Here is a 24628-nt window from a genome sequence, read left to right as displayed (position 1 = left end):
CATCGTCATGATGACTGCTCCCATTGCCCCCAAACATCCCATACCATGAAATCCCGAGTTCGTCCCCGCTGGTTCCTTTTCATGGCCCTCGTGGCCGGAATCGTCCTTTGTGTTTTGCTGGTCCGTCCTGCACCGCGCGGACACCCGGGTGACAGGCGGAATCCTATTGGCCGGAGGGATGCCCTCCCGCCGCCAGCGCCAGATTCCGGCGGAACGCCCTCATTGAAGAGCGTTGTGGAACCGGCTCATTCGGACTCCATATCTCTAACCGGAGAGGCCGCCAACGCCGCCTTGCAGAAAAACGGCCAATACGAATCCCTCGGCGTCGCCTTGTCCGCCGCACGCCATGCGATTGAGAAAATAGATCCCGCAGGTCCTCATTCACGCGGTGCCGGTTATTTTGCCGTCAATCCCAGGCAGCAATTGCGTGCCTGGTTTTCGGGCGATCGGGTCGAACTCGCAAGCGGAAGTCATCAGGTGGCAGATCGGGAGCCTTGGAGTTGTGGGATGCGGTTGTCGGGCGTCGGACGCGGGAAAACCGTGACGGCGGTGTCCCCAGGGCAGTTATCAGGCAGGGACAATCGTGTGGAAATCAATCACGCACCTTCGTCGATCATCCAGTGGTTTGAAAATCGAACGGAAGGATTGGAACACGGATTTACTCTCGGCAGAAGTCCCGCCGGCAAAGGCGGGGAATTCCGTTTGCAACTGGTGGTCGACGGCACTCTCCGGGTCCAAAAAATGACCGGAGAAGATGGGATCCGCCTTGTGGATCACGGTGGGACGGCCATCGTCTGTTACAGTGCCTTGAAGGCGTGGGATGCGTCCGGGAAAAACCTGGCGGCGAGAATGGAAGAGAATGGCGATGGCTCTCTCGCATTGTTCGTCAAGGATGAGGGCGCGATCTATCCGGTTACTGTCGATCCGCTGTTTGTAAGCTTGGAAGATCGCTTTGCGGAAGATGCCACGGCTGACGCCGGTGATCGTTTCGGAGATTCGCTGGCATTGTACGCAAATACCGCAGTGGTGGGCGCCACCCATGATGGCACTCAGGTGGCGGCGGATGCAGGCAGCGCCTACGTGTTCGAGGGCTCTCCCGGCGGCTGGTGGCAGCGGGCGAAGCTGTCGGATTCCAGCGGTTTCAGCGGAGCCCAATTCGGCGCGGCGGTGGCATTGTCGGGAAGAATCCTCAAGTCGAACACCACCTGGCAGAATGCACCCGTAACTGCCACGGGACCTGCATATTACAGAAGCATCCGTTTCAGCATCACCCCTGGTGCGTCCAATATGAACGGTATCGTGGGGGTGGCCGCGGGGGCGGCCAATAGCTACGCGGGCCTCGCATGTGTGATACGAATGAATACGAGCGGCTATTTTGACGCATGGAATGGCATAACCTATCAGTACTATAATCAAGTTCCCTACGTGGCGGGCCGTCATTACGAAGTGATTGTGTATCTTCACCGTGATTCGAGAACCTATACCGTATACATTAACGGCATAGCGATCGCAGATAGCCATGCGTTAGGGGCAGGGGTGGTGGATATTTCGGCGCTGGACACTCTGGTGGTAAAGAACGAATCTGGTTCCCATGTCGTGGCGGATTTCTCATGTGACACGGCAATGGTGGGGGCTCCAGGCGGTTTTTTAGGAACCGCTGGCAAAGCCTTCATTTATGAACGCGAAGAGGGATTTTGGAATGAAAAGGCGAGGCCTGCTCCATCTAACGGAAGCGGTGTCGATCGGTTTGGTGAGGCCGTCGCTCTTTCGGACGGGTTGGCGCTAGTTGGAGCTCCTTCAGTGCGTTCGGCGTATATCTTCGGCAGGAACGGAGATGTATGGAGCCAGAAAGCGATATTGGCGGGGCCGTTGACTTCCAAATACGCTTCCTTCGGTCGTTCGGTGGCTCTCTCCTCGGAAGGCGCGCTCGTCGGCGCTCCCTATGAAGATACCGCTGCGGGAGAGGCGGCGGGTGCCGCCTATCTATTCGCTCCTGACGGAGCTGTCTGGAGCGAGAAAAAGAAGTTCGTGGCCACTGGCGGGCGGGATAACGACTACTTTGGCTTATCTGTGGCTCTATGTGGCAGTTCTGTAGTGATCGGTGCTCCGGGCGGAGACACTTATCGTGTGTGGGACCCATATATCGATCAGGAGACTGGCGATGATACCGGCTTCGCCTACGTCTTCTCGCGGAACGGCGGTGTCTGGAGTCAGCAGGCCGTCTTGGGGGCGGCAGATCCATCATACCGGCGTGGCTTGGGGTACTCGGTGGCCGCTTTCGCGGACATGATTCTTGTGGGTTGCCGGGGATTGCAGGGCCGCGCAATTTCTTACTATAGGGATGGAGCTGCCTGGGCAAAAGTCGGAGAATTTTCCTCCGCTACTGCCGCGCCTTATAGTTTCGATCAGTTCGGAACCACGGTGGCTCTTTCAGGTGACTGCGCCCTCGTCGGTGATCCAGGAGCAAATACGGGGACGGGGGATTCGGCGGGAAGCGTCTATGTTTATGAGCGGAATGGCCCCTCCATGAATTTGTTAGGAAAACTGTTCACGTCGGATGGTCCGATGGACGAACATACGGGTCTGTCGGTCGCTCTTCAGGGAGATACCGCCATCTTCGGAGTGCCGCGCGATTCCACTCCGGCGGGAGCAAATGTGGGGAGCGCGTTTGTCTTCAAACGCGTGGGGGTCAAATGGATACAACAATCCAAGGTGACCGCATCTGACGGTGAGTCTTATGATTACTTCGGTGCGACTCTCGCGTTGAGCCATGACACGGCGGTCATTGGAGCTCCCTATGCCTCCGACGCCGGAGCCGCTTACGTTTTCCTGAGGAACGGCACCGAGTGGCGGGAACAGGCCAAACTTACCGTCCCGGCAACTTCCAGTGACGATGGTTTTGGAGATGCCGTGGCGATCGATGGTAACACGATTGTGGTGGGGGCGTCTCACGCTGATTCAGCGGATCTAACTGATTCGGGGGCGACCTACGTATTCATCAGGACAGGCACGGTCTGGAGCAAGCAGGCGGCCCTGACGGATGTTAATGGCGTGGAATATGCCTATTTTGGCGAATCCGTGGCAATCTCCGGAGACACGGTGGTTGCCGGTTCCCCGCGTGCCGATACTGCTGTCACCTCGCGACCGGGCGCGGCTTACGTATTTGTTCGGAACGGTCTGTCCTGGGGCCCGCAAACGAAAGTGGCCGCACCCGATGGCCAACCATACGACAATTTTGGGAAATCCGTGGCTCTTGATGGAGACACGCTTTTGATTGGCGCTCCGATGGAGGAATTTGTCTCACTGGGACGCACCGGTGCGGTGTATGCGTATGTGCGGAATGCGAGTTTCTGGACCCAACAGGCGAAACTCACTTCTTCGGCCAATACGGTGGATGAATTCTTCGGGGGCGCGCTCGCGCTCTCCGGCAATCTCGCGGTTGTATGCGCCTCGCTTGACAATGGCGGGGGGGGCGCGGCCTCCGGCAGCGCCTTCGTCTATCAGCGTGTTGGCGGTGTTTGGAATGAACAGAACAGGCTCTCCACCGGGCTGGATTCATCCGTCGGAGATAATTTTGGCCGCAGTGTCGCCCTGGACGGCAATCTGGCCCTGGTGACAGCCATTCACGAACAGGTGCTGGGAGCAGGAGTCGGGGCGATCTACTCGTTCTCATTTGGAGAACTGCCGGAGATTGCCCAACAGCCCCTTTCAAAAACCATCAGAAACGGGGTTGCCGTTTCATTCAGCATCTCCGCGACGGGGCAGGGGCCTTTGCGGTATCAATGGCGAAAGGATGGCTTTCAGATCGCAGGGGCTACCGCCACCAGCTACGAAATTCCCTTCGCGCAGATGCCCGATTCGGGAAACTACGATTGCGTGGTTTCCAACATCGGTGGTGTCGTGACAAGCGCTGCTGCCACCCTCAATGTGAACGCCTTCTCTCAATTCACTCCCGTCTTCCCGACATCCCCACCCACAGGATCGCTGTTTGTAAATCTAACGCCTTCGGGCGTCGGCGGCTGGCGTTTCGCCGGAGAGCAGGCCTGGCGCGCGGCGGGGAGCGTGGGTGGCCTGCCTGCGGGGGGCCGCACCATCGAGTTCATGCCGGTCGGCGGCTATCTTCAGCTTGCCACCGCGACGAAAACCATCACCGAGGGCGGCGCCGCCCTCGTCACCGCCGCCTATGCCACCGGCCCAGCCGGCATCGGCAGCCTCAAGGTGGTCCTCGATGCCGGAGGGCTGCCCGCAAAATGGCGCATTTTCAAGCCCGGAACCAACAACGACCCTTGGCGGAACTCCGGCTTCACCCTCACCGGCCTGCCAGTTGGCATCTCATATGTCGAATGCAAGCCCGTGAGCGGCCACATCACCCCGCCGCCCGTGCCGGTCATTGTGGACGATGGCCCGCCCTCGTTCCTTCCCATTACCTACCCTGTTAGGGATGCCCCCGTCGACATCGGACCCAAGGTAGTACCCTTCGAGACCGTCACCTCCAGCACGGACAGGCCCTTCGCCTTCGTCGGCCAGATCCGCAGCGATCTCGGCTTCAGTTCGGGCTTCGTCGTGAAATCCCGAAACAACGTGATGTCTGGCGGAACGGTCTCCCGCGTCGTCGCCACCGCGGGCCACGTCGTATTCGATGACAGCACCAAGTCCTTCGTCGGAGGTCTGCAATGGCTGCTCCAGCGCGACCGCGACGCCCACGAGCCCGAGGCACTCATCCCGAGGGGGGCCCACCTCATGGACGACTACGCCGCGGCGCGGGTCGGAGTCTCACCCGGCATCGGAAATGAAACCAGCCAGAACCGCGATGCCGCCGCCCTCTTCTTCAGCAAGGATGCCGGAGGCGGCGGCTATGGCGGCCTCCTCGCCAGCAACGACCCTAACAACGAATTCCTGCTCACCACTCCGCCGAATGCCACCACTCTCAAGATGCTCGTCGGCTATCCGGTGGAAGGCGATGAGTTCATCCAGGGCCGCATGTACGCCAGCCCGCCCACCGCCGCGTCATTTTCCAGAGTCGCGCCCAACGATGATACCTTCCGGACCTTCCGTACCACCGGTCTATCCGGTGCGGGCGGTATGTCCGGAGGCCCCTTGTGCGTCCAGTTCGAGGGGGGCGTCTATCTCCCCGCCGCCATCTATCTGGGAGGATCTGGTGAATCCATCGTCCGCGCCATTGATGGCCAGGTCGTGGACCTCATCGAGCGTGCCGAGGCCAGCAGCGCCACTGGCGACAATCAGACCGGCGGCGGTTTCACCCTGCTCAGCTTTTCCAACATCGCCGGAGGCTCTTCCGCCAGCGGTGCGGTTCATGTCACCATCTTCCCTGCGTCCGCGCGGAGCGGTGCCTACTGGCGGGTCAACAAAAGGGCGTACCACCAGTCCGACACCGAAGACACCCTCCCGGCCGCAGATGCTCCCTACACCCTCTACGTCGCTCCGTTGGAGGGATTCGTTCCGCCCGACCCCGTCGGCCAGCCGCTTGCCTTCAAGGGCGGGAAAATCCAGGAGGTCACCTACACCTACGTCGGAGCGCCCGAGATCTCCATTGAGCAACCCGCCAATACCCCGCTCGCCGACGGAGCGTCCACCAGCTCGCTCGGATCCGTCGTCGTCAAAAAATCCTCCCCCACAAAAACCTTCACCATTCGGAACTCCGGTCATGCTGATCTAACCGGATTGAAAATCACCAAAAACGGCGCCAACTCCACCGACTTCATCGTCACCCAGCCTCTGAAAACCTCGCTGGCCAACGGAGCTACCACCAGCTTCAAGGTCACCTTCAAGCCCTCCGCCACGGGCAATCGCAAGGCCGCCATTCACATCGCCAGCAACGACGCGGACGAAAGTTCGTTCGATATCACCCTGACTGGCAAGGGAGTCGCCGCCAGCTCTGCAGCAAGCGGATTGGCGGCAACCATTCCACGGCTTCCGCTCGTCTATCCAATCGATTTCAACAAACTTGCGGATGGTGATTCGGCATGGAACCGCCGGGAAACCATCACCACCGTCACCCTTGCCGATGGCCGGAAATACCTCGCGCTCACCGTCATCCGCAGTCCTGGAGTTATCTATCAGAAACGGGACATCGAGGTGTCCCCTAACCTGATCGACTGGTATAGCGGGGTGAAACACACCACAGTGATGACGGACAACGCCAGCTATCTGAAAGTCCGCGACAACACTCCTTTCACCGCGGAGAGGAAACGGTTTATTCGATTGAAAAGAGACGATAATTGAAATTGACCGTCGCCTACTCTGCCGCTGGAACGGACGGACGCTCAAATCGTTCGTGATCTCCTTAAAAAGCTTGTTTCATGAGGACTTGAGGAGGGGACCTTTCGGCAAGGGGCAACGTAACACAATCCGGGTTCCTTTGCCGGGCGCGGACTCAAGGGCACAGGTGCCGGACATTTCGGCGGCGCGCGCGGCGAGATTGCTCAAGCCATTCCCGGCGTCCGGGTTTGCAGGATCGAATCCCTCACCGGTGTCATGGATCACCGCGACCAGCGTCCGATCCTCCATGCTCAGGCTCAGGGAGACTTCGCACGGTCCCGCGTGCTTGAGGATGTTGTGAAGCGCTTCCTTCACCACCAGCGAGAAGTGATGGCGGAAATCCGAACCTAACTGAAGCGGCGGAAAATCCGTGGGAATGGAGATGCGCAGCCTGACCGGGGCATCCCGGAGGATATCCTGGGCAATGCCTGATAGGTGGCCGGCGAGGTGGTCGAGCGTGTCGTTGGCCGGGTTCACGGCCCAGACCAGTCCGTCCATGGCCCACACCAGATCGGAGGCGGCGGACTCCAGGCGCGCGGCCTGGTGACTGGCCCCCCCGGGATCCTTGTCGATGGCACTGCGGACCACGGAAGCCGCGTGTTTGAGCAGCGACACGCGGGTGCCCAGGTCGTCATGCATGTCCCGGGCGATGCGCGCGCGGTCGCGTTCCACCGCGTTTGCCATGCGGATGGCCGCAAAGCGGTTGCGGGCGCGCCGCCGATAGTTGAGAGAAAGCCCCCATCCCACCAGCAACACTCCAGCGACTGCCAGGGAAGGGACAAACCACGCCTGCTTCCAGTAGGGCTCGCGAATGACAACGGGGAACGCAAGTTGGGTGGCTCCCGGTTGCGGGCCTCCCGTCGCGGAGATCGCACGGAAGGTGTAGGTTCCTGACGAAACATTCGTGTAAGTGGCGCGCAGTGAGGAACCCGCGATGACGTTGAATGCCTCCGACCATCCCAAGAGAAATGTCTCCCCTCCCCGGATGGGCCGGACCGACAGATCCTGGGTGCAGGTCCAGTTGGCGGAACTACTTTGTTCGGCATCCAGCAGGCCCAGCGCCGGACTTGAAAGGAGGATGATGCGGGCGATCGCCGGCTCGGTGCCGTGCCGCGCCCAACCCGAAGGAACGCCGCCGATCTGATCGAGACGTTCTCCGTCATCGAAGTGGCCGTTGGCCCATAGGTTCGCTCCGGGCGTGTTCGGCCGGGTTAGAGTGAGATCGTCGATGACCCAGGCCCCGGTCGTGTCCGGGGTGCCCGAAGACATGATCACCCGGATTTTCCGCGTCTTCTCCGGGACAAACAGCGGCTCCTTTCTGGCCAGCAAAGGAGAGTCTAATAAATCGCTTCCCCATTCCGCGCTCGAGCGGGTGGCGGAGAACGCGGAGCGCGCGAGAAGCGCACCGGACTCATCCAACATTTCCCAGGTCAGAGTCATCCCGCGGGCGGTCGGGTGCCAGTCCTCGTCCAGTCCGTCCAACCGGCACTTCACCGCCAGCGGATCGGTCAGGACTCCAGCGGGAAATCCGAAATCGAAATCCAGCAAGTGGTTTCCCGGGGGGAGGGTCAGCGGCGAAGAGCCTTGGAATGCAGGTGCCCGCTCACCATCCACCAGCACCTGTTGAATGGTTAGTTTCGGCTCGGGGGTTACGGGCGGTTGCCGGGACGCCAAATCTTCCGCCCGCTTTTTCACTTCCGGATCCACGAAGAAAAAATCGTAGGGCTGTCGAGCCACGCTGCTGATCCGCACCTCGTCGATGTCGCCCGGGAAAAATTCGAACGGCCCCTTCTGATTGACCTTCCCGGAATTTCCGATCGCAAAATCTCCCATCTCACGGCGCAGGTCCGCCGAGAGAGTGCCCGTGCCAATGGGGTTCGCCACCTCACCGGCCGCGCCGAGCCGGGTCCAATAGAACTTCAGGTTGTTCGCGCTGTTCTCATTTCCATCATAGGTGACGGCCACATGAAACCAGTCCGTGGTATTGATCGCATGGGGACCGGTCTTTGGAATCGAAGCCAACCCTCCACCTCTAACGGCATCGCCGAAGATGGGGACGAACGACAGGAACCCCGGCTTCTCGATCCGGAAGAGGAAAACCCGGTTCTCCTGGGCATCGTCATCCAGGGTGATGATGTCCGCCGCGAGTCCCGGTGAAGCGGATGGCAGCATATCCAGCTTCACGATCGCTTCCATCGTGAACGCCCCGTCCCCACCCATCACTTGAAACGGTGGAGTTACGTTATCCCCTGGTCCGGCGTCCAACTCGGGCTTGGCTAACAGGATTGGCCCGTAGGGAAGAGTCGTTCCGGGCTCGTTGTCCTTGGACCAAGCGAAACCCACCGCCGTGCCGAATCCTTCCAGCGACGGCTTGGATGCGGACGCGCCCAGCAGCAAGCCCCACAACGGCTTGCGGTTGCTTCCCCAGTCCATGAAGGGAACTTCCTTCTCGTCGAAATGCCAGAGATGCAGCGTCGCCCCATCCGGTTGATAGGGACTGAACGGGTGCGGAGCCGCGGCGGCCCGCGTGGCTAACAGTAGTCCCGCGAGGCACAGCGCCGCCATCATCCTCGCGCGCAAGGTGGATCGTATCTCCATCACCGGACCTTGGTTGAATTCGTGTTCCCTGTGCCCGACACTGCGTTGTCATTCGAGGAAAACTGATAGCGTCCGGACTCGACGGCGAAAACAGCGGCTCCGTTTTCCATACGCTGGAATTTCACGCCTTCCGCGTCCTTCACCGGCTTGCCGGATTCCGTGATGAATTCGGCGTCTTTGGCCCGCACGTGAACCTCGGCGGTGGTGTTGGCGGGAATGGTGGTCGTCAGCGTGAAATTGCCGTCGCTGGAACTCCAGGCACTGGTGATAAGGCCGTGGATCGAGCGGAACCGGCCGCTCGCCTCACGGAGATTTCCGCCGGGGATGGGGCGGATGATGATCCGCTTGAAGCCGGGGACCGCGGGGTCCGGTTGGATCCCCGCCACGGTGCTGTAGAGCCACTCGCCGCAGGAGCCGAGCGAGTAATGATTGAAGGAATTCATGCCGGGATCCTGGAAACCCTTATCCGGGGTCCAGCCGTCCCATCGCTCCCAGATGGTGGTGGCTCCCAGTTTCACGGAGAACAACCACGAGGGAAACGTGTCCTGCATGAGCAGCCGATAGGCGGTGTCGATCTTTCCAGCCTTGGTGAGTTCCGGTAACAGATAGCTAACACCGACGAAGCCGGTGGAAAGGTGATTGCCCTTGGCGATGATGTCCTGTTCAAGATAGTTGGCGGCATTTTCCCGCAGCGCGGCCGGCAGCAGATCAAACTTGAGGGCCATCACATAACCGCACTGGGTGTTGCCGGTGACGTGGCCATCCGGCATCACGAATTTTTCAATGAAGGCACGACGGATGGCTTGGAACTGCGATTCGTAAGATTGCGCGTCGGCGGTCTTGCCGAGGACGGCGGCGGCTTGGGCTAACAACTTCGTGGAATACGCGGAATAGGCGGTCCCGATCAATTCCTTGTCGGTGTCCGCGCCGATCGAGAGCCAGTCGCCGTAGTCATTGCCACGCTCCCCACTGCGGATTCCATACGGGCTCTGGCTCTTGCAATAGCCCACCCACGCCACCATCGAAGGGTATTGGCGCTCCAACAGCCGGAGGTCGCCATAGGCCTGATAGATGGTCCACGGGCAAATGACGCCCGCATCCCCCCAACCGGGCGCGCCCCTCGCCGTGGCGGCCAAGGGTGCGACATCGCCGAAGCGCCCCGCGAGATCCTGGCTATCCCTCACGTCCACCAGCCACTTGCTGAAGAACGCGGCGACATCCGAATTATAGGTCGCGGTCCTGACGAAGACCTGCGCGTCGCCCATCCAGCCGAGGCGCTCGTCGCGCTGCGGGCAGTCGGTCGGCACGCTGAGGTAATTTCCGCGTTGTCCCCACTGAATGTTAGACTGAAGTTGGTTGAGCTGGCCCTCCGAGCAAGTGAACTCGCCCGTCTTGGGAGTATCCGAGCCATAGACGATGCCGGTGACCGCGTCCTTGGGTGGTTGGGATGAAACTCCTGTTAGCTCGACGTAACGGAAGCCGTGGAAGGTGAACTTGGGCTGCCAGATTTCCTCGCCGCCGCCCTTGCAGGTGTAGATGTCCACGGAGGGCGCTCCGCGGAGATTGGCGGTGTAAACGGTGCCATCCGGATTGAGCATTTCCGCGTGACGGAGAGTGAGCTTGGTTCCCGCCGCGGCGGAAATTTTAAGGCGGACCACACCGACCATGTTCTGCCCGAGATCATAGGTCCACTTGCCGGGCAGCGGTTCGGTGAGGTTCTTCGCCGGGAGTTCCATCAGTTTCCTGACAGGCTCCATCACCTGGCCGTTCATCAAGCGCTGTGCTTCCTCGCGCTCGACCACCGGCAGCCAGCCGGAGTCATTGAAAACCGGCTTGTCCCAGCCATCGATTTCCTTGCGGGCGTCATACTCCTCCCCCAGCATGAAATCCGTGGCGAGCAGCGGTCCCTCACAGGATTTCCAAGAGCCGTCGGTGACGATCCGCTCGCTGGTGCCGTCCTTGCAGGTGACCTCCAACTGCGCGAGCAGCGCGGGACTCCGGCCCCAATACTGATAGCCGCCGTTGCCGATGTGGCCGGAGTACCAGCCGTTGGCCACCTGTGCGCCGAGGACATTGCTGCCAACCGCTAACAGCGATGTGACATCGTATTCCTGATAGCGGAGACGCTTGGAATAGTCCGTCCACTCGGGAGCGAGGAAATGATCGCCGACGCGCCGGCCATTCATCCGCAGTTCATAAATCCCCAGCGCGGTGGCGTAAATCGTGGCCTTGGCAACTGGCTTCGTTAGAGTGAACGCACGCCGCAGATGGGGAACCGCGGTGGTCTGGAGCAGGTCCGGGGGAAAATGGAAGATCTGGCCTTCGCGGAGGATTCTCGTCCCGCTTTCACCGTTGGCGGTGAATTCCACGCGGAGGATTTTTGTCACTTGAGGCGCGGGGTCGCCTCCCAAGATTTTGTTAGTCACGACCATCTCAAAATAGCCGCCCTCCGCGTTTTTCCTGAGGAGTTGGGTGACGTCCAGGGAACCCCCGCCTTTCTCCGCCTCATAATAGGCGCGGCCGATCGAGGGTGGTTCGGGCAAATCCTCCGGGAAGTGCAAGGTGGTCCTTTCCGCGAAATAACGCACCGTCTTGATCCCGCCAATTTCGTATTCCACGCGCAGCCGCTTGGCGTGGCCATAAGCCGGGTCATCGCCCAAAGTCTCGTTCTTCGCATCCAGCGTAAATCGGGTGGCAGCCGCCGCCATGTGTTTCAGTTTGGCAGTTAGATCCAGCGAGCCCGCTCCGTCGATGGCTTCATAGGCGGCCGCGGTGACAACGGGCAGCGACCGGCCGTTCAGCTTCTGAACGGGACTGGCATCGATCCATCTCGCGGACCAGTCCCCTTCGTCCAGCAAGCCCACGGTCCACGAGGCGGGCTTGCTCCATGGGGACGGATCGCCGGACTTGTCCCACGACCGGACTTTCCAAAAACATTCCGAGCGCGAAGCAAGCTTGGAGCCACTGTAAACGATTTGGTTCGTCTGGTCGTTCCGGACCCGGCCGCTGTCCCACAGGTCGCCCTTGTCCTGAGCCAACAGCGTCGGCGAGGATGCCACCAGAACCTCCCACGCCGTCTGCTTCTCCCCACGCTCCAACGACTCGATGACCCACGACAGCCGCGGCAGCACGGTATCCACGCCGCGCGGGTCCGTTAGATACTCGCAGCGGAGGTAATCCGGCGTCACCGCCGCGTGACACAATCCACCAAAAAGCAACAGGGCTCCGATCCGGGGGAAGTTAGCGAGGATGGAAAGAAAGGCGTTTGGCCCTTGGCGTTGCAATTTCATGGTTGGGTCCGGCGTGAGACTACCGGCGATGCCCCGGGGAGTGCGAGGCGATTTTCAGGGGCAGGTGACCGGTTCGCTTTGGTGGAGGTTGGAATCCGGCTTTCTCTGTATTTCCCGGAAGCGGCGATTCGGCGGGCCGGTTACGGGGCAATCCGGCTCGCTGAAAAAAAGTTGGAACGGGGTGGTGATCCTGGCCAAGGGAATGGATCCCGTTGAAATCCTCCGCCGGCTCCTCTCCTATCTTGATCTCCGCATTGAACCCAGACAGCGACGCCTACTTTTGGTGAGGAATCCCATTTGGGAAATCACTTGGAGATTCCGACGATTTCCGCGTTCTTCTGGGTGAATCGAACCACGACCTGATAGTTCTGACCATCGCGTGCGGTCCCCAACAGTGCGGAGCCACCAGTCGGAAGTTTCCAGAAATGCGACGGCACGAATGAACCGTCGGCTTCAGATGCCATGCTCGGCAGCGGCCCTTTGATTTCCGGCTTTCCGTATAGCGCACCCAAAAGATCAATGAGTCGCTCCCAACACGGCTCCACTTCGGTTTTGTAAGAGGTCGCCGGTCTGGGCTCGGTTTGGAGGCTCAGTTCCTTGAGGTTCCCGGATTCCGTCCAATCGAAATAGAGAGACCCGGTGAGAGTTCCGATCTTCTGACGGGTGCGGAAAACTCCGTTCAAGCCAGAGCGACCAATGAACGTTTCGTCGCTAGTCATTTCCACGGTCTTGCTTGCCTTGAGTTTCGCCAGCGCGGTCTGCCGCGTGTCGCGGAAAGTCAGGTTCTCAAAGAAGGAGGCGGGATCCGCCGCGGGTGCTGCTAGGGAATGATAGGTTTCGAGCCACTTCCGTTCGTCCGGATGGAGTTTTGAAAGGTCGATGGTGAACTCTTTCTCACCATCTGTGCGGATGGTGACTGTTGTTGCGTCCCACTTGATGAATTCACCTTGGACGGTTCGGTTTCCGTCGGCACTTTTCCAAGGTCGGGTGTCGCAGAACGCCGGAAGGGTCAACGCGAGGAGTAAAATGGGAATCAGGGGAGGTCGCATGTCAATGATGGTTTGGAGAAGACTTTGCGTTTGCCTGTCGCAAAGGTTGTGTGCGGTTTGCACCAAGCAGTTGCATGACGGGAAGGGGAGTGGGAACTTCATATGGCTGCGTGTTGGAGAATGGAGTTAGATCGAAAGCAGTTTTTAGGTTAGAATAATTGGTTTTGTCTTTTATAATTTTTGAGGGAGATTCTACGGTGAAGTGAGCGATGGTGGAGGAGATGCGGCAGGTTGTAGTGGTGCGGGCAGGCGTTTAGAAACACCACCGAACATTCCAACTGACTACAACCTTTCGACTCGATATTTATTGCGAATGAATTCACCCGTCTCCTGTCCGAAGTGTGGCGTAACCATGGCTGAAGGGTTCATCCTCGACGTGACTCACGGCTCCCAACTTGTTTCACGATGGGTAGCTGGAAAACCGGAGCCGTCCTTCTGGGTCGGCACAAAGATCAGCGGCAGGGAGCAGTACAAGATCCAGACGTTTCGCTGCGGCGGTTGCGGTTTTCTGGAATCTTATGCCATGGCGGACTGACTCGCCCCCCAATAACATCATCATCGATGCCTACGAGACGGGTGGGCCCGAGGTAAATCCAATTGACGTCCCCTCCAGCCTTCGATGGCGGCGGATCGAAGTCAGGCGAGCGCGTCACGGCAAAACTTAACGGAGCGGGCGAGTTCGGTCATGAGATCCGAGCCGGCGGGGATCTTGTATTCAAACTCGATTGTCGCCTGGATGTTCCACTTGTTATCGCGGATCAGGCGCAGCACTTCCGCGATCGGCGTGTCACCTTCGCCAAAGGGCGTGTTAGGTCCGTTATTCAATTTGCGATCCTTCAAATGCACATGAGTGATGCGCTCGTGATACTGCTTGATGAAGGGGATTGGGGAGGTGTTGTTGCCGGCGACGAAATGCCCGAGATCCACATTCGCACCGTTGTATTTCGAGAGGGCAAAGGCGGCCTCCCAATCTTCCGGTTTCGTCGTGGCGTGGCCGTGATAGCCGACCATGAGCTGGTGTTTGTCGGCGAACTGCCCGACGCGTTTGAGTTCTGTCTCGGCGTGGGAGATTTCCGAGGAAATGGCCCGGCCGCCGAGCGCCTTTGCAAGGGCAAACGAGTAGTCCAACTCGTCGTCGGTCATTTTGAAAAGACCGTCGACCTTGACGATCTCGATCAACACGCCCGCGCTTTCAAACTTGCTGCGGAATTCCTTCACACGATCCATGGAAACGCCCTTGCGCCACTCGCTGAGTTTCCCGGCCCTCGCCGTCGCGGCACTCTTGTCTTCGCCTTTTTTGGATTTTGTTAGATCCGCCGGCAGGCCGAGAAATGCTTCCACGGGCTGGGTGCGTAATTCCACGGCGCTCATGCCAAGCTGAACGCAGTTCTTGAGGATGTCATCGCCACTCATGGTCGCGTTGGCAAAGCTGTAGGGCACATTGATTCCGAGCTGCACGCCGGCGACCTTTGAGTTGGGCCTGGCCGGAGCTTCCGCGGCGCTGAGCCGGCTGATAGAGGATAACAAGCCCGCGCCGGGCAGAGCGGTCAAAGCAAGTTTTGTGAATTCACGACGGGTGTGGGAAGGCATGATCATGGCTAGGTTATGGAGTGGCGGAGCGGAAGCAGATAGCTACTTCCGGGGAGGGTCAGATCTTGCACTCTCACTCCAGTCGCACGCGCGGAGGGTTTGTCCGGAGCGAAGGTTGAGAGGACGACCGATTCAATGTGCCTCAGAAAGTTTGCCAGCCGGGCTTGCTCTCATAGACCCAGCGGTAGTAGTCCGCGCGGCTCAATTGACTGGCTGCCGGTTCATCAAGGCACACTTTCACCGTGGGATGCATTTGCAGCACCGATGCCGGATTAAGCGAGGTGACAGGGCCCTCGACGGCTTCCGCAATGGCGCGTGCTTTTCCCGGGCCGAAGGCAAGGAGGAGATTCTGGCGGGCTTCCATGATGGTGCCGATCCCCATGGTTACCACGTGATGGGGCACGTCCTCCTCGCTGCCGAAAAAGCGGGCGTTGTCGATCCGCGTCTGGCGGGTCAGCGTCTTGATGCGGGTGCGGGACGCGAGCGAGGAAGTGGGTTCGTTGAAACCGATATGGCCATCGGTGCCGATACCGAGGATCTGGAGGTCAATGCCGCCGGCCGCGGCGATGCGTTTTTCATAATCCGCGCAGGATGCGGGGATATCCGTGGCATTGCCGTCCGGGATATGAATGTGGGACGGAGATATGTTGATGTGACGGAAGAGATTGTCCGTCATGAAGCTGTGATAGGACTGGGGATGTTCCCGCGGGATGCCGATGTATTCGTCCAGGTTGAACGTGGTGACGTGGCTCCAGTCGAGGTCCATGGCGATGAGCTCGCGGTATAACAGGACGGGTGTGCTGCCGGTGGCCAGGCCCAGCACGGCGTCCGGCTTTTCCGCAAGCAGCCTGGCAATGATCCGCGCCGCGACACCGGTCGCTTCCTCGGGAGTGGGCTGGATGATAATCTCCATCAGGAATCGCCCAGGCGGGTAGTTAGTTTTTGAAGCACATCCGTCTGGAAGGCGGCAATGAGGCCGCCGACGTAGCCAGCGATGTCCAGCGAGTCGTCGGTGACGATCGGTGTTAGGTCCATGCCGAAGACAAGCTGGGTGGCGGCGTCGGTGGAATGGGAGTCAAAGAAGGTGGCATTGGCGGCGCGGCGTCCGAGCGTGGCGAGATCGTAGCGTTTGCCGCCGGCGATCTGTGAATCGAAGATGCCGTTGAGGGCGGCAGCGAGATTGTCACGACCGCTGACGTCCATCAGCACCTTATCGGCATCCGGCAGCCAATCGAGATTGCGCCAGACCTCGCAGCCGATCACTCGGGTGGGGCGGTCCGCCAGGGGCATCAAGCGCATGGCCTGCAAGGCGGCGATGGTGACGCCGATGTGGGTGTCGTGCTTGTCCGCGGGATTGTGCGTGTAAACGACCTGCGGACGGGTGGCTGATAGAATTTGCAGCAGGTCGAGCTTGAGGCTGTCGTCCGTCGCGCTTTTCACGGCGCTGCTGGGATAGTCGAGCTGGATCATCGCGCCGAAGTCGCCCACGGTTGCCGCCTTGTCCTGTTCCTGGCGGCGGATTTCCATCATGCGTTCGTCGGTGAACGATGCATAGGGGCCGGTGCGGGAGCTGCCCGCGCCATTCGTGCAGGTGACGCCGCCGAACCATGCGTCCGATTTCTGATAGCATTCGAGGATGCCGTGGAAAGCCATGAACTCGAGATCGTCCTGATGGGCGCCGATGCCGAGGTGGGTGACGCGAGCCAAGGCGTCTGGCAGCGGAGTGCCGTCCGGAACAAAGATGCCTGCGCGGGGCTGGTGGAATTTCATAGCGTCACTTGCGGGTGCGGGTGGATGGAAGGCTGGCGGCGGCGACGGCCTGTCCGACGCGGCGGCTTTTCTCGTCCGGCACGTGGATGTTGATCTTGCCCGCGAGTTCCGGGAATTCCGTTTTGAGGACATCCAATGCCTTGGAAATTACGATGTCGCCGCCCGCTCCGGTTGTCACGCGACCGAGCACGAGCACGCTGGAGTAATCATAGAAATCCAAATAGTGCGGCAAGGTGTAGCCGAGGTAAACACCGATGGTTTGATAGATTTTCGCGGCGCGTTCATCGCCTGCTGCCATCAGTTTCTGCACCTCGACAAGGCGCTCCGGCAGATCCATTTTCGCGGGTAGCTTGATTTTCGCGGCGGGCAGCAGCTTGTTGACGGCTTGCTGGGAGAAATAAAGGGCACCGACCCCGGAGTCGCCCGACCATTCGCAGGACGCGGCTTTCGGGTTGTAATCCACGGGTGCGAAGGCGAGTTCATTGAGCCAGCCGAGGATGCGGCCTTTTTGATCCATAAAGCCCGCCGCCTCGCTGGAGCCCATCGCCAACCCGAGCATGCCGGTCTTGCCGAGGGACAGCGCGCCTGCTAGAGCGGTGACATCGCCATCGTTCATCGCGACGAGCGGCACGTTCCATTCTTTTTGCACGCGCTTGAAGACACCGGCCGCGGTGGCGAAGCTCTTCGCTGGAATGGCGCGCAGCAAGGAAGCCACGCGGATCTCATTGTCCACAATGATGCCGGCGGAGCTGCCGCCGATGGCATCGACACGCGGCATGTGGGCTGCGGCCCGGTGGAGCGCGGCGGAAATGTGGTGATAGTGGTATTGCGGATCGGCCTGGATCTTCGGATTCCACGGAGTTTCCTCGGTGAAAATGGCTTCACCATCGACGACGGCGGAAACCTTGTAGTCGCTGGCACCGAGGTCGAAGCCGATGCGGCAGCCCTTCATGTGACCACCCGCCGGAACCTCCATGTCGCGGGCGCGAGGGATTTTGTTAGTGAGCACCACTTCGAATTTCCGGCCATAGGCCAGTTCCATCATCTTGCAGTCGAACTTGCGGGCACCACGCGTGGAATAGGTCTTGCGGACATACTCGCCGATGGCGGGCGGTCCGCTGAGATGAAGCTTCCAGCCGCCACGTGCCCACAGCAGGAATTTCACGAGGCGGTCAACATAAAGCACGGTTTCGTCATCGGCCTGTGGCATGACGACGGTCTCAAAACGGGAAAGCAATCCGCCCTCGCGCTCAAGGCCGAGAATGAGTGGCACGGCGCTGCCGGAGGCGGTGGCGCGGGCGACGTAGGCACGGTTGAAAACGACGGCCGGGAGAAATCCCGGATCCAGCGGGGCGGGGATGGCGAGTGAGGATTTTCGTGACATCGATGGACGGGAGGGCTGAAGTTAGATGGATTTCTTGCCTTCGAAGTACTCCTCGATTTCCTCAAGGGTCTTGCCTTTCGTTTCCGGTAGGAAGAAAGCGGCGGTGATGAAATAGACGACCGTGCAGCCCGCCCAGAAGGCGAACATGGCGAAGTAACCATGGTTGCCGACGATCGGCAGGAAAAAGGCGGCGATCGAGGTCGAGACGCCTTGGTTCACCAAAAGGGCGAAACCCATGCCGACGGAGCGGATCCGCGTCGGCATCAATTCCGATAGAGCTAGCCACACGCAGACGCCGGGCCCGATCGAGAAGAAGGTGATGAAAAACGCGAGGCAGATGGCGATGATGATGCCGGTGGTTTGCGTCGGCACCGGGCCGCGGCTGGCACGGATGATCCGCAGCGATTCCGTGGAACCATCTGCCGGGGCGATGGAGATTTCCCGTGTCTTGGGATCGTTACTGAGGCCGACGGCGATGCCCTGTTTTTCGCCATAGGCGTAAAGGATGGAGATTTGCACCGCTTGATCCGCAGTGACCTGGCTGCCGAGGCTGGCGGTTGCCACATCGAGCTTCAGCGTGTTTTCGCTGACGAGTGCAGTGACTTGCGGTGCCACGTCCACCCGCTTCGACTCGAAGGAGTAGAATGCGGCGGAGCCGGCGAGGAGCGAGACGATGATGCCGCCGGTGCCGAGCTTCAGCAGGAATTTCCGGCCCTTGCGGTCCACCAGCATAACGGCGACGACGGTCATCACGCAGTTGAGGATCTTGATCCAGAGGCCGCTCTGTGAGGCGGCCTCCGCGCTGAGACCGGCTTGCTGGAGAATCGTCGTCATGAAGCCGAGCACCGAGTTGATGCCGGTGGCCTGGTTGCAACCGAGAATCACGCAGGCGAGGATGAAGGGGATGATGTATTTCCTGCGGGTGAAAATTTCCACGAAGGATTCGATCAGGGTGACCTTTGGCTTGGCATGTTCGTGGATGAGGGCGGTTTCCATTTCCGCGATCTCCGTGGCGACTTCTGTTCCCGTGCGCGAGCGGGCAAGGGCGGTTCGGGCCTGGTCCTTCCTGCCCTTTCGGTAGAGCCAGCGGGGTGATTCCGAGATGAAGAAACTTCCTAACAGGAATAGCAGGCCTGGGTAGATCACCGATAGGAACATGCCGCGCCAGGCATGGTTTGCGGCGGCCACGATGGCGGTCTCATTCCCTGCGGCGGCTTGGATGGCTGCCTCGGCGTTCTTCGTGTAATGGTCGCCCACAAACGCCGCCACCACGATGCCGAAGGTGAGCATGAACTGGAAAATGGAAGTACCCTTGCCACGGCTTTCGGCCGTTAGGCATTCCGCGAGGTAGAGAGGAACCACCACGGCGATGACACCGCCGCTCATGCCTTGGAGAATGCGGCCGAGCAGCAGCGGCACGTAGGTCTGGGAAGTGAAGATGATCGCCACGCTGGCCACGAACATCACCGCGCTGATGATCATCATCAGCTTTCGACCTAACAGATCCGCGAAGAATCCGGCGATCACCGAGGCGAACATCGAGCCGCCGAGAACCGCGGCGACGATGACCGACTTGTTTTCCTCCGTCATCGAGATGGTCTTGCCGAGGTAGCCCAGGGCGGGATCGATGATGCCGATGTCGATGCCGTAGAGCAGTCCGCCGAGACCGGCGACGAGCAAGAGCAAGCGGTTGTATCCGGATTGTGTCTTTTGATTCATGCGGAGATTTGTTAGCTGAGTCTGTGGTTCGCGCAAGCCCCTTCCGACGGGCGGGATCGGAGCAGTCGTTCCATCCGCATCCGCGCCGCGAATTTGACTCCTTGCAGATAAGGCGTCAATGAAAATTATCTCGTGCTAATTGGGAAATTCTGGCGTTCCGGGAGACGGATTCCGACTAACGGGCGGAGAGCGAGGAAAGGGGAGAGGCTGTGTCCCGTGGCCCAGCCCGAATACCACGGATGCTCCGCAGGTGGCTCTCATGGAGCGGGAGCAACGTAGCGGAGGCGGTAAAAGCACTTTCCGGCTTGCACCGGCGGAGTCACCGGGAAATTCGTGGCGGTGGCTGACACTGGAATCGGCATCGAGTTGGGCCACGGGCTTTGCAAATCCGTTGACCATTCGAGGTGGAAACTGCCCTCCGGGATCACCTTGTTGATCAGGAGCGACGGCGTGCCGGCGGTATTCACCGAGATGGACATCCTCAGTCCGGAGTTGGCGTCGTCCGGTTGGAAATCGAAAAGATACTCGATGTAATTGGTGAATCCGTCGCCATCAGGGTCCGAGCCGGGCAGGGCATCGTTTCCGGTGAGGTCCGTGAGATCGATCCATTCCTGATAGAGATCAATTTCCTCGAAAACCGCGACCACGGTTTTCGCCGTGTCCGCCAGCACGGTGGTGTTGGCCTGGGCGGTGGCCGTGATGCCGGTGCCGGTCCAGTTCAAGAATCTCCAGCCGTCCGCCGGTGTCGCAGTGATGGAGGCCAATGATCCTACCGGGATCATCCCTCCTCCGGTGACGGTTCCTCCATTGACGGGAGATGCGGTCACGACCAGTTGCACCGTGTTTTGCAGCGTGACGGTGATCCGAGAGTTGCTGCCGGTGCCGTAGTCGATGACCGCGTTCAGTCCCGCTGGAACAACGATCTGGGGAGCACCCGACAAGCTGCCATACTCTAGCAGCGTGTAGGGAGAACCGATCACCGGACTGCCACTGGAAAGGTCCAGCGTGATGGTCCCGCCGGAATATTGATAGGCGCCGGCAAGAGTGAGGGGCTTTACCGCTTGGGAATACAAGGGCAGCACCAGATTCCCGCCGGTCTGCACCAGGCTCGTGATGCTGGAGGAGTAAAGCCCGCTGATCAGACTGCCTGCTTCCAGGCGGAGCGCGAGTGAGGGATCCAGATTGCCGGCCAAGGTCAATGGAGCGCTGCCGGCTTTCGCGAAAGTTAGATTCGTGCCGAGGCGGCCTGAGTAAAATCCTTCGGTTGTCTGGTTGACCCGCAGGATGGATGAGGAGCCAGTCCCCTGGATCACACCGGATGAGCCGGATAGGGATCCAATCTGGGTCGTTGCATTACCTAACTGAACGAGCGGACTGATCCCGGAGAGCGACAGCGTCGCCGCGGAATTGGTCCACGGTTGGTTCAGCGTGAGCGTGGCGTCCGTTCCGTCCAGAACCACCCCACTCAAGGAATTGAGGCCCGTGGCGTGGTCATTGATCAGGCTGGCCGCGTCCTGCACGGTGACCGTGCCGGTTCCGAGCGCCTTGGTGGCGGCGGCGCGGAGGGCCGCGATCTCGTCTCCGCCGTTCGTGTGCTTGATGGTCCAATTTCCGCTGAAGGGATTGTTGCCGCTCGTGATGGAAATCTGATGGAAGTTCAACCCGGAGCCCGCATTGGTGTCCGAGAAGACATTGATGTTGCCACTGCCGGAAATGGCTCCGCTGAGGGTGGCACTGTTGCCATAACTGCCGCCATTGATAAGCAGCGTGGTATTCCCGGAGAAATTCAAGGCCGCGGCGGCGGTGTGGGCGGAGGTGCCGACAGAGGCCCGGAAACGGATGGTGCCACCATCCTCCACCACGGTCGCGGGGAGATTGTAGGAGACGTTCTGGGTCGTGGCGGCGTGAAGGCGGGCGAGGTCGAGAATGCCCCCGCTTTTGATGCGGATGCCACCCGCGACCAGGGCCTGGCTGTTGGAGTCGGTGTTGTTGGAGGTGACGATATGGGCGACCGCGTAGGTTTCGCCGGTGTTCTGGGTTCCGCTAACAGGAGCTGCGGCCGCGCTGTTCCAGGTTGCGGCCACATCCCATTCTCCGTCCGCGATCGAGGTGATGTGATCGTTGATGGTCAGCGTGGCGCTGCCGGGGCTGCCGGTTGTGAATCCGCTGCCGGATGAAACTCCCAAGATCACCGTTTCCGCCAGTCCATCGGGCGCGGCTGCGATCGGGGAGACCGTCACCGTCTGGGAAAGGCTGCCGTCCGGAAACGTCACGCTGGTGGTGGAGAGCGCCTGATAGTCCGTGCCGGCAACGCCGGTTCCGCCGATCGAAAACGGTACCGTGATGGAACCGATGGGATGACTGCGGCTGATGGTGAAGCTGCCCGGCACCGGACCGCGTTTCGAAGCGGGGAGAGATGCGGTCACGGTGACGGTGGGGAGCGGGGGAGGTGCCGCGGTGAATGTCACCGGCGGTGAACTCACCTGATAGCCCCAATCTCCGAATGACGCGCGTGCGGCCAAGGTATGGCCTCCCGAGCTGATAGAAAACAGTGTGACCTGATAGGGACGATCTTCGTCGGTTGCCAGGACCGTGGAATTTTCCACGAACTCGATCTGATCAACGAGTCCGGCGAAGGTGGTGACGGAAGCGGCAAGCGGGACGGCGAGCGGGGAGATCGTCGCGCCCTGCAGGGGACTTGTCAGGCTAACCGATGGTGGATTGGCGGCTTGCTGGTAAAGGGATTCGATTTCCGCCGCCGTCAGGGTCGCGTTGTAAACGCGGACGTCATCCATCCATCCCTTGTAGTGGCGTGTGGAAGTGGAAGAATCATATCCCAGATACATGACCCCATTGAAGGCCTCGGCGGCCAGGGTCGCGGAATTCGTGGCGGATTGCAGCCCGGACGGGGTGCGGAGAAGCAGGGTGGTTCCCGTGGGGGAAACAGCCATTGCGGCGAGACACCAGGTGTTGTCGGGAGGCACGAGTCCGGAGTTCCATGTATAGCCGCCGTCATCCCAAGTATAGCGGAGCTCGTTGGAGGTGCCGAAGTGAAGTCCTGCTATCGTGGATCCCGCCCGGCTGAAAACGAGCGGCGCGTAAGCGATCTGGTTGCCATTCCTTTTCAGCCACACCGTGAAGGTGAGTGTGTTAGTCGCGTATCCCGGTGCGGTGATGGAAGTCTGGTCATTCGTGCCGTCATAGTAAGCACCCTTTGCCGTCACGGAATTGGCGCCGGCCTCGTTGACCAGCGTGCCGTTCTGATGGACGCCGTTCTGGGTCGTGCGGATGGAGTTCAGGGCGGTGGTGCCGGAAGCATCGTCGAGCGTCCATCGATCCGTGGGGAGCAATACCTCGGAGCGCGGCCGCAACATCGCGTAGCCGACGGCCTGCATCCCGGCCGAATCCTGCACCCGGTATTTGAACCAATCCGTCCCCGATGCCAGCGTCGGCGGGGGAGTGTATGTGATCTGATCGCGCCCGCCCGGGCCGGTGCCGACGGAGCGGGTGAGGCTGCCGCCGAGGCTGGCCGTGCTGTCGAAGGATTGCAACGCGAGCGCCTGTCCATTTGAGTCGGAGTCATTGGCGAGCACGTCAAGGGTGGTGGAGGAATTCCGGAGGAAAGAGCCCGTGTCCTGGTTGGCGCGTGGGGGTAGTGGGAAGGAATAGCTGCCTAAATTGTCGAGGACGGTTCGCGTCGCCCGGTGGGTGATGATCTTCAGCAACTCGGAGCTGGAAAAACGCGAGAGCGAGTTGTTCGACATGATCGTCGAGCCTTCCGGATTTCCACCGCCTTCATAGTGATTGGAACTCCAGTTGTGACCCGCCTCGTGCCGCCAGACCACCGAGAAATCCCCATCCAGATCGGAGTCGTTTGCTGAATACTTGCTCGATGTCCCGACTGTGCCCACGTAGGCGAGGCCCCCGTTCGCGCCGGAATGGACGACCAGTCCCAAGTCATGGGTGCTGCCCATCGGGGTGCCGGTGTTCCATACGGTCCTGACACGTGGCAGCAGGAGGTTGGTGTCCGCGCCGTCGGTCGCGTATGGATCCTGCGCGGCATCCGCCCGGACGATGATCTTGCCGATGCGGTGGAGAATCGCCGCATCACGGAGATACACCATGTCCGCGGACATCACCGAGAATTCGCATTTCTCGACCATGGCATCCACGGTGCCGCCGCAGTTGACATAGTAGTCATTTGTTAGGTCGATCCCGACTTCCGCCGCGAACACGGTTGAGCCCGCGCCGCCGTTGCCAACCACCGAGGTGGGCCACACCGGTGTGAACGAGGAGCCGCCGGCCGTTGCGTTTCCGCCGGTGGTGTACCAGGTCTTGCCATCTTCGAAGGCGACCTTGGCCAGCAAGGTTCCGTTCGCCCGCAGCAATCCCATGGCGATGGCACCGGGGTAGCCCGTGACGGTCCCCAGATACGTGCGGGCCACACCGGCGGTGTAAGTGGTGTAGCTGCCGTCAGCCTGTTGGACGAGAACTCCGAAATTCGAACTGCGGATGGGATGATATGCGAAATCGACGGACACCGATTGCGTCCCGGTCGTGATCGCGCGGGTGAAGGTTGCAGGCGGTTCCTGAGCTGAAACCGTTAATTGGCTCGTGATAATAGCCATAAAAATAAAAAAAGCGAAAGTTGCTAAAGAGGCGGGCGACAAGGTGGGTTTCATGGAAATAAGGGAATGGCTCCAAGCGTGTTGCAAAGGGGTTTGGTGCTGTTCAGAAAGGGAAACGGGAAACCGCCGGATGCAGATACCAAACCATTTTTTCAAAAAAGCGCGTCCTTTGGAAGTTGCCGGAATTGCCACCGGGAACGCGCGCTCACCTGAAGCTCTTCACATGGACTTCATTTGAGATCAAGAGAGAAAACCGTGGCGATGTCATCCGAGGTTGCTTATGACAACACTGAGAGGGTGTTTTCGTTTTCCACGGTGATC

Annotated in this window: 11 protein-coding genes; 2 read left to right on the top strand and 9 right to left on the bottom strand. The window is 60.1% G+C overall.

From position 1 onward, the window contains the following. Positions 1-45 precede the first annotated feature (45 nt). Positions 46-6243: a choice-of-anchor D domain-containing protein gene (locus tag ABIQ96_RS21290; RefSeq protein WP_348216659.1), complete on the top strand. Its 6198-nt coding sequence runs from the start codon at positions 46-48 to the stop codon at positions 6241-6243. Positions 6244-6318: 75 nt separating this feature from the next. Here the strand turns inward: ABIQ96_RS21290 and ABIQ96_RS21285 are convergent, their stop codons facing one another. The 3 genes from ABIQ96_RS21285 to ABIQ96_RS21275 all read right to left on the bottom strand — a co-directional run bounded on the left by ABIQ96_RS21285 (position 6319) and on the right by ABIQ96_RS21275 (position 13216). Next, positions 6319-8877, bottom strand: a complete 2559-nt coding sequence (locus tag ABIQ96_RS21285) for a histidine kinase (protein WP_348216658.1) — start codon at positions 8875-8877, stop codon at positions 6319-6321. Beyond that, entirely contained in the window at positions 8877-12167 is a 3291-nt protein-coding gene (locus ABIQ96_RS21280) for a family 78 glycoside hydrolase catalytic domain (protein ID WP_348216657.1), read from the bottom strand. Before ABIQ96_RS21280 ends, ABIQ96_RS21285 begins: the two co-directional genes overlap by 1 nt. A gap of 305 nt (positions 12168-12472) precedes the next feature. Then, positions 12473-13216 (bottom strand): hypothetical protein, encoded by a 744-nt coding sequence (locus ABIQ96_RS21275; protein ID WP_348216656.1) that lies wholly within the window; start codon positions 13214-13216, stop codon positions 12473-12475. Positions 13217-13568: 352 nt separating this feature from the next. Between ABIQ96_RS21275 and ABIQ96_RS21270 the strand changes: the two genes are divergently transcribed. Continuing rightward, positions 13569-13751 (top strand): hypothetical protein, encoded by a 183-nt coding sequence (locus ABIQ96_RS21270; RefSeq protein WP_348216655.1) that lies wholly within the window; start codon positions 13569-13571, stop codon positions 13749-13751. 101 nt (positions 13752-13852) lie between these two features. Here the strand turns inward: ABIQ96_RS21270 and ABIQ96_RS21265 are convergent, their stop codons facing one another. From ABIQ96_RS21265 to ABIQ96_RS21240, 6 genes are all read right to left on the bottom strand, one after another. Beyond that, positions 13853-14812: a TIM barrel protein gene (locus ABIQ96_RS21265; protein WP_348216654.1), complete on the bottom strand. Its 960-nt coding sequence runs from the start codon at positions 14810-14812 to the stop codon at positions 13853-13855. 136 nt (positions 14813-14948) lie between these two features. After that, entirely contained in the window at positions 14949-15719 is a 771-nt protein-coding gene (gene nagB / locus ABIQ96_RS21260; RefSeq protein WP_348216653.1) for a glucosamine-6-phosphate deaminase, read from the bottom strand. Then, complete coding sequence (locus ABIQ96_RS21255) at positions 15719-16576, bottom strand: PIG-L family deacetylase (RefSeq protein WP_348216652.1); 858 nt, start codon at positions 16574-16576, stop codon at positions 15719-15721. Before ABIQ96_RS21255 ends, nagB begins: the two co-directional genes overlap by 1 nt. Positions 16577-16580: 4 nt before the next feature. Next, entirely contained in the window at positions 16581-17960 is a 1380-nt protein-coding gene (locus ABIQ96_RS21250; protein WP_348216651.1) for an ROK family protein, read from the bottom strand. Between the two features lie 21 nt (positions 17961-17981). Continuing rightward, positions 17982-19679 carry an MFS transporter gene (locus ABIQ96_RS21245; protein ID WP_348216650.1) on the bottom strand — a complete coding sequence of 566 codons (1698 nt, stop codon included), beginning with the start codon at positions 19677-19679 and terminating at the stop codon, positions 17982-17984. Positions 19680-19936: 257 nt separating this feature from the next. Beyond that, on the bottom strand, positions 19937-24307 hold the full coding sequence (locus ABIQ96_RS21240) for a LamG-like jellyroll fold domain-containing protein (RefSeq protein WP_348216649.1): 4371 nt from the start codon (positions 24305-24307) through the stop codon (positions 19937-19939). Positions 24308-24628: the final 321 nt, after the last annotated feature.

This window comes from Luteolibacter sp. (genome assembly GCF_039920825.1).
In the GTDB taxonomy this organism is placed as follows: Bacteria; Verrucomicrobiota; Verrucomicrobiia; order Verrucomicrobiales; family Akkermansiaceae; genus Luteolibacter.
This window is presented reverse-complemented; position numbering and strand designations above follow the sequence as displayed.

Bases quoted from the DNA above. Each gene is read 5' to 3' on its own strand.
- ABIQ96_RS21255 (WP_348216652.1), bottom strand. From the start codon at position 16,576: ATGAAATTCCACCAGCCCCGCGCAGGCATCTTTGTTCCGGACGGCACT.
- nagB (WP_348216653.1), bottom strand. From the start codon at position 15,719: ATGGAGATTATCATCCAGCCCACTCCCGAGGAAGCGACCGGTGTCGCG.
- ABIQ96_RS21290 (WP_348216659.1), top strand. From the start codon at position 46: ATGAAATCCCGAGTTCGTCCCCGCTGGTTCCTTTTCATGGCCCTCGTG.
- ABIQ96_RS21275 (WP_348216656.1), bottom strand. From the start codon at position 13,216: ATGCGACCTCCCCTGATTCCCATTTTACTCCTCGCGTTGACCCTTCCG.
- ABIQ96_RS21240 (WP_348216649.1), bottom strand. From the start codon at position 24,307: ATGGCTATTATCACGAGCCAATTAACGGTTTCAGCTCAGGAACCGCCT.
- ABIQ96_RS21270 (WP_348216655.1), top strand. From the start codon at position 13,569: ATGGCTGAAGGGTTCATCCTCGACGTGACTCACGGCTCCCAACTTGTT.
- ABIQ96_RS21285 (WP_348216658.1), bottom strand. From the start codon at position 8,877: ATGGAGATACGATCCACCTTGCGCGCGAGGATGATGGCGGCGCTGTGC.
- ABIQ96_RS21250 (WP_348216651.1), bottom strand. From the start codon at position 17,960: ATGTCACGAAAATCCTCACTCGCCATCCCCGCCCCGCTGGATCCGGGA.
- ABIQ96_RS21245 (WP_348216650.1), bottom strand. From the start codon at position 19,679: ATGAATCAAAAGACACAATCCGGATACAACCGCTTGCTCTTGCTCGTC.
- ABIQ96_RS21280 (WP_348216657.1), bottom strand. From the start codon at position 12,167: ATGAAATTGCAACGCCAAGGGCCAAACGCCTTTCTTTCCATCCTCGCT.
- ABIQ96_RS21265 (WP_348216654.1), bottom strand. From the start codon at position 14,812: ATGATCATGCCTTCCCACACCCGTCGTGAATTCACAAAACTTGCTTTG.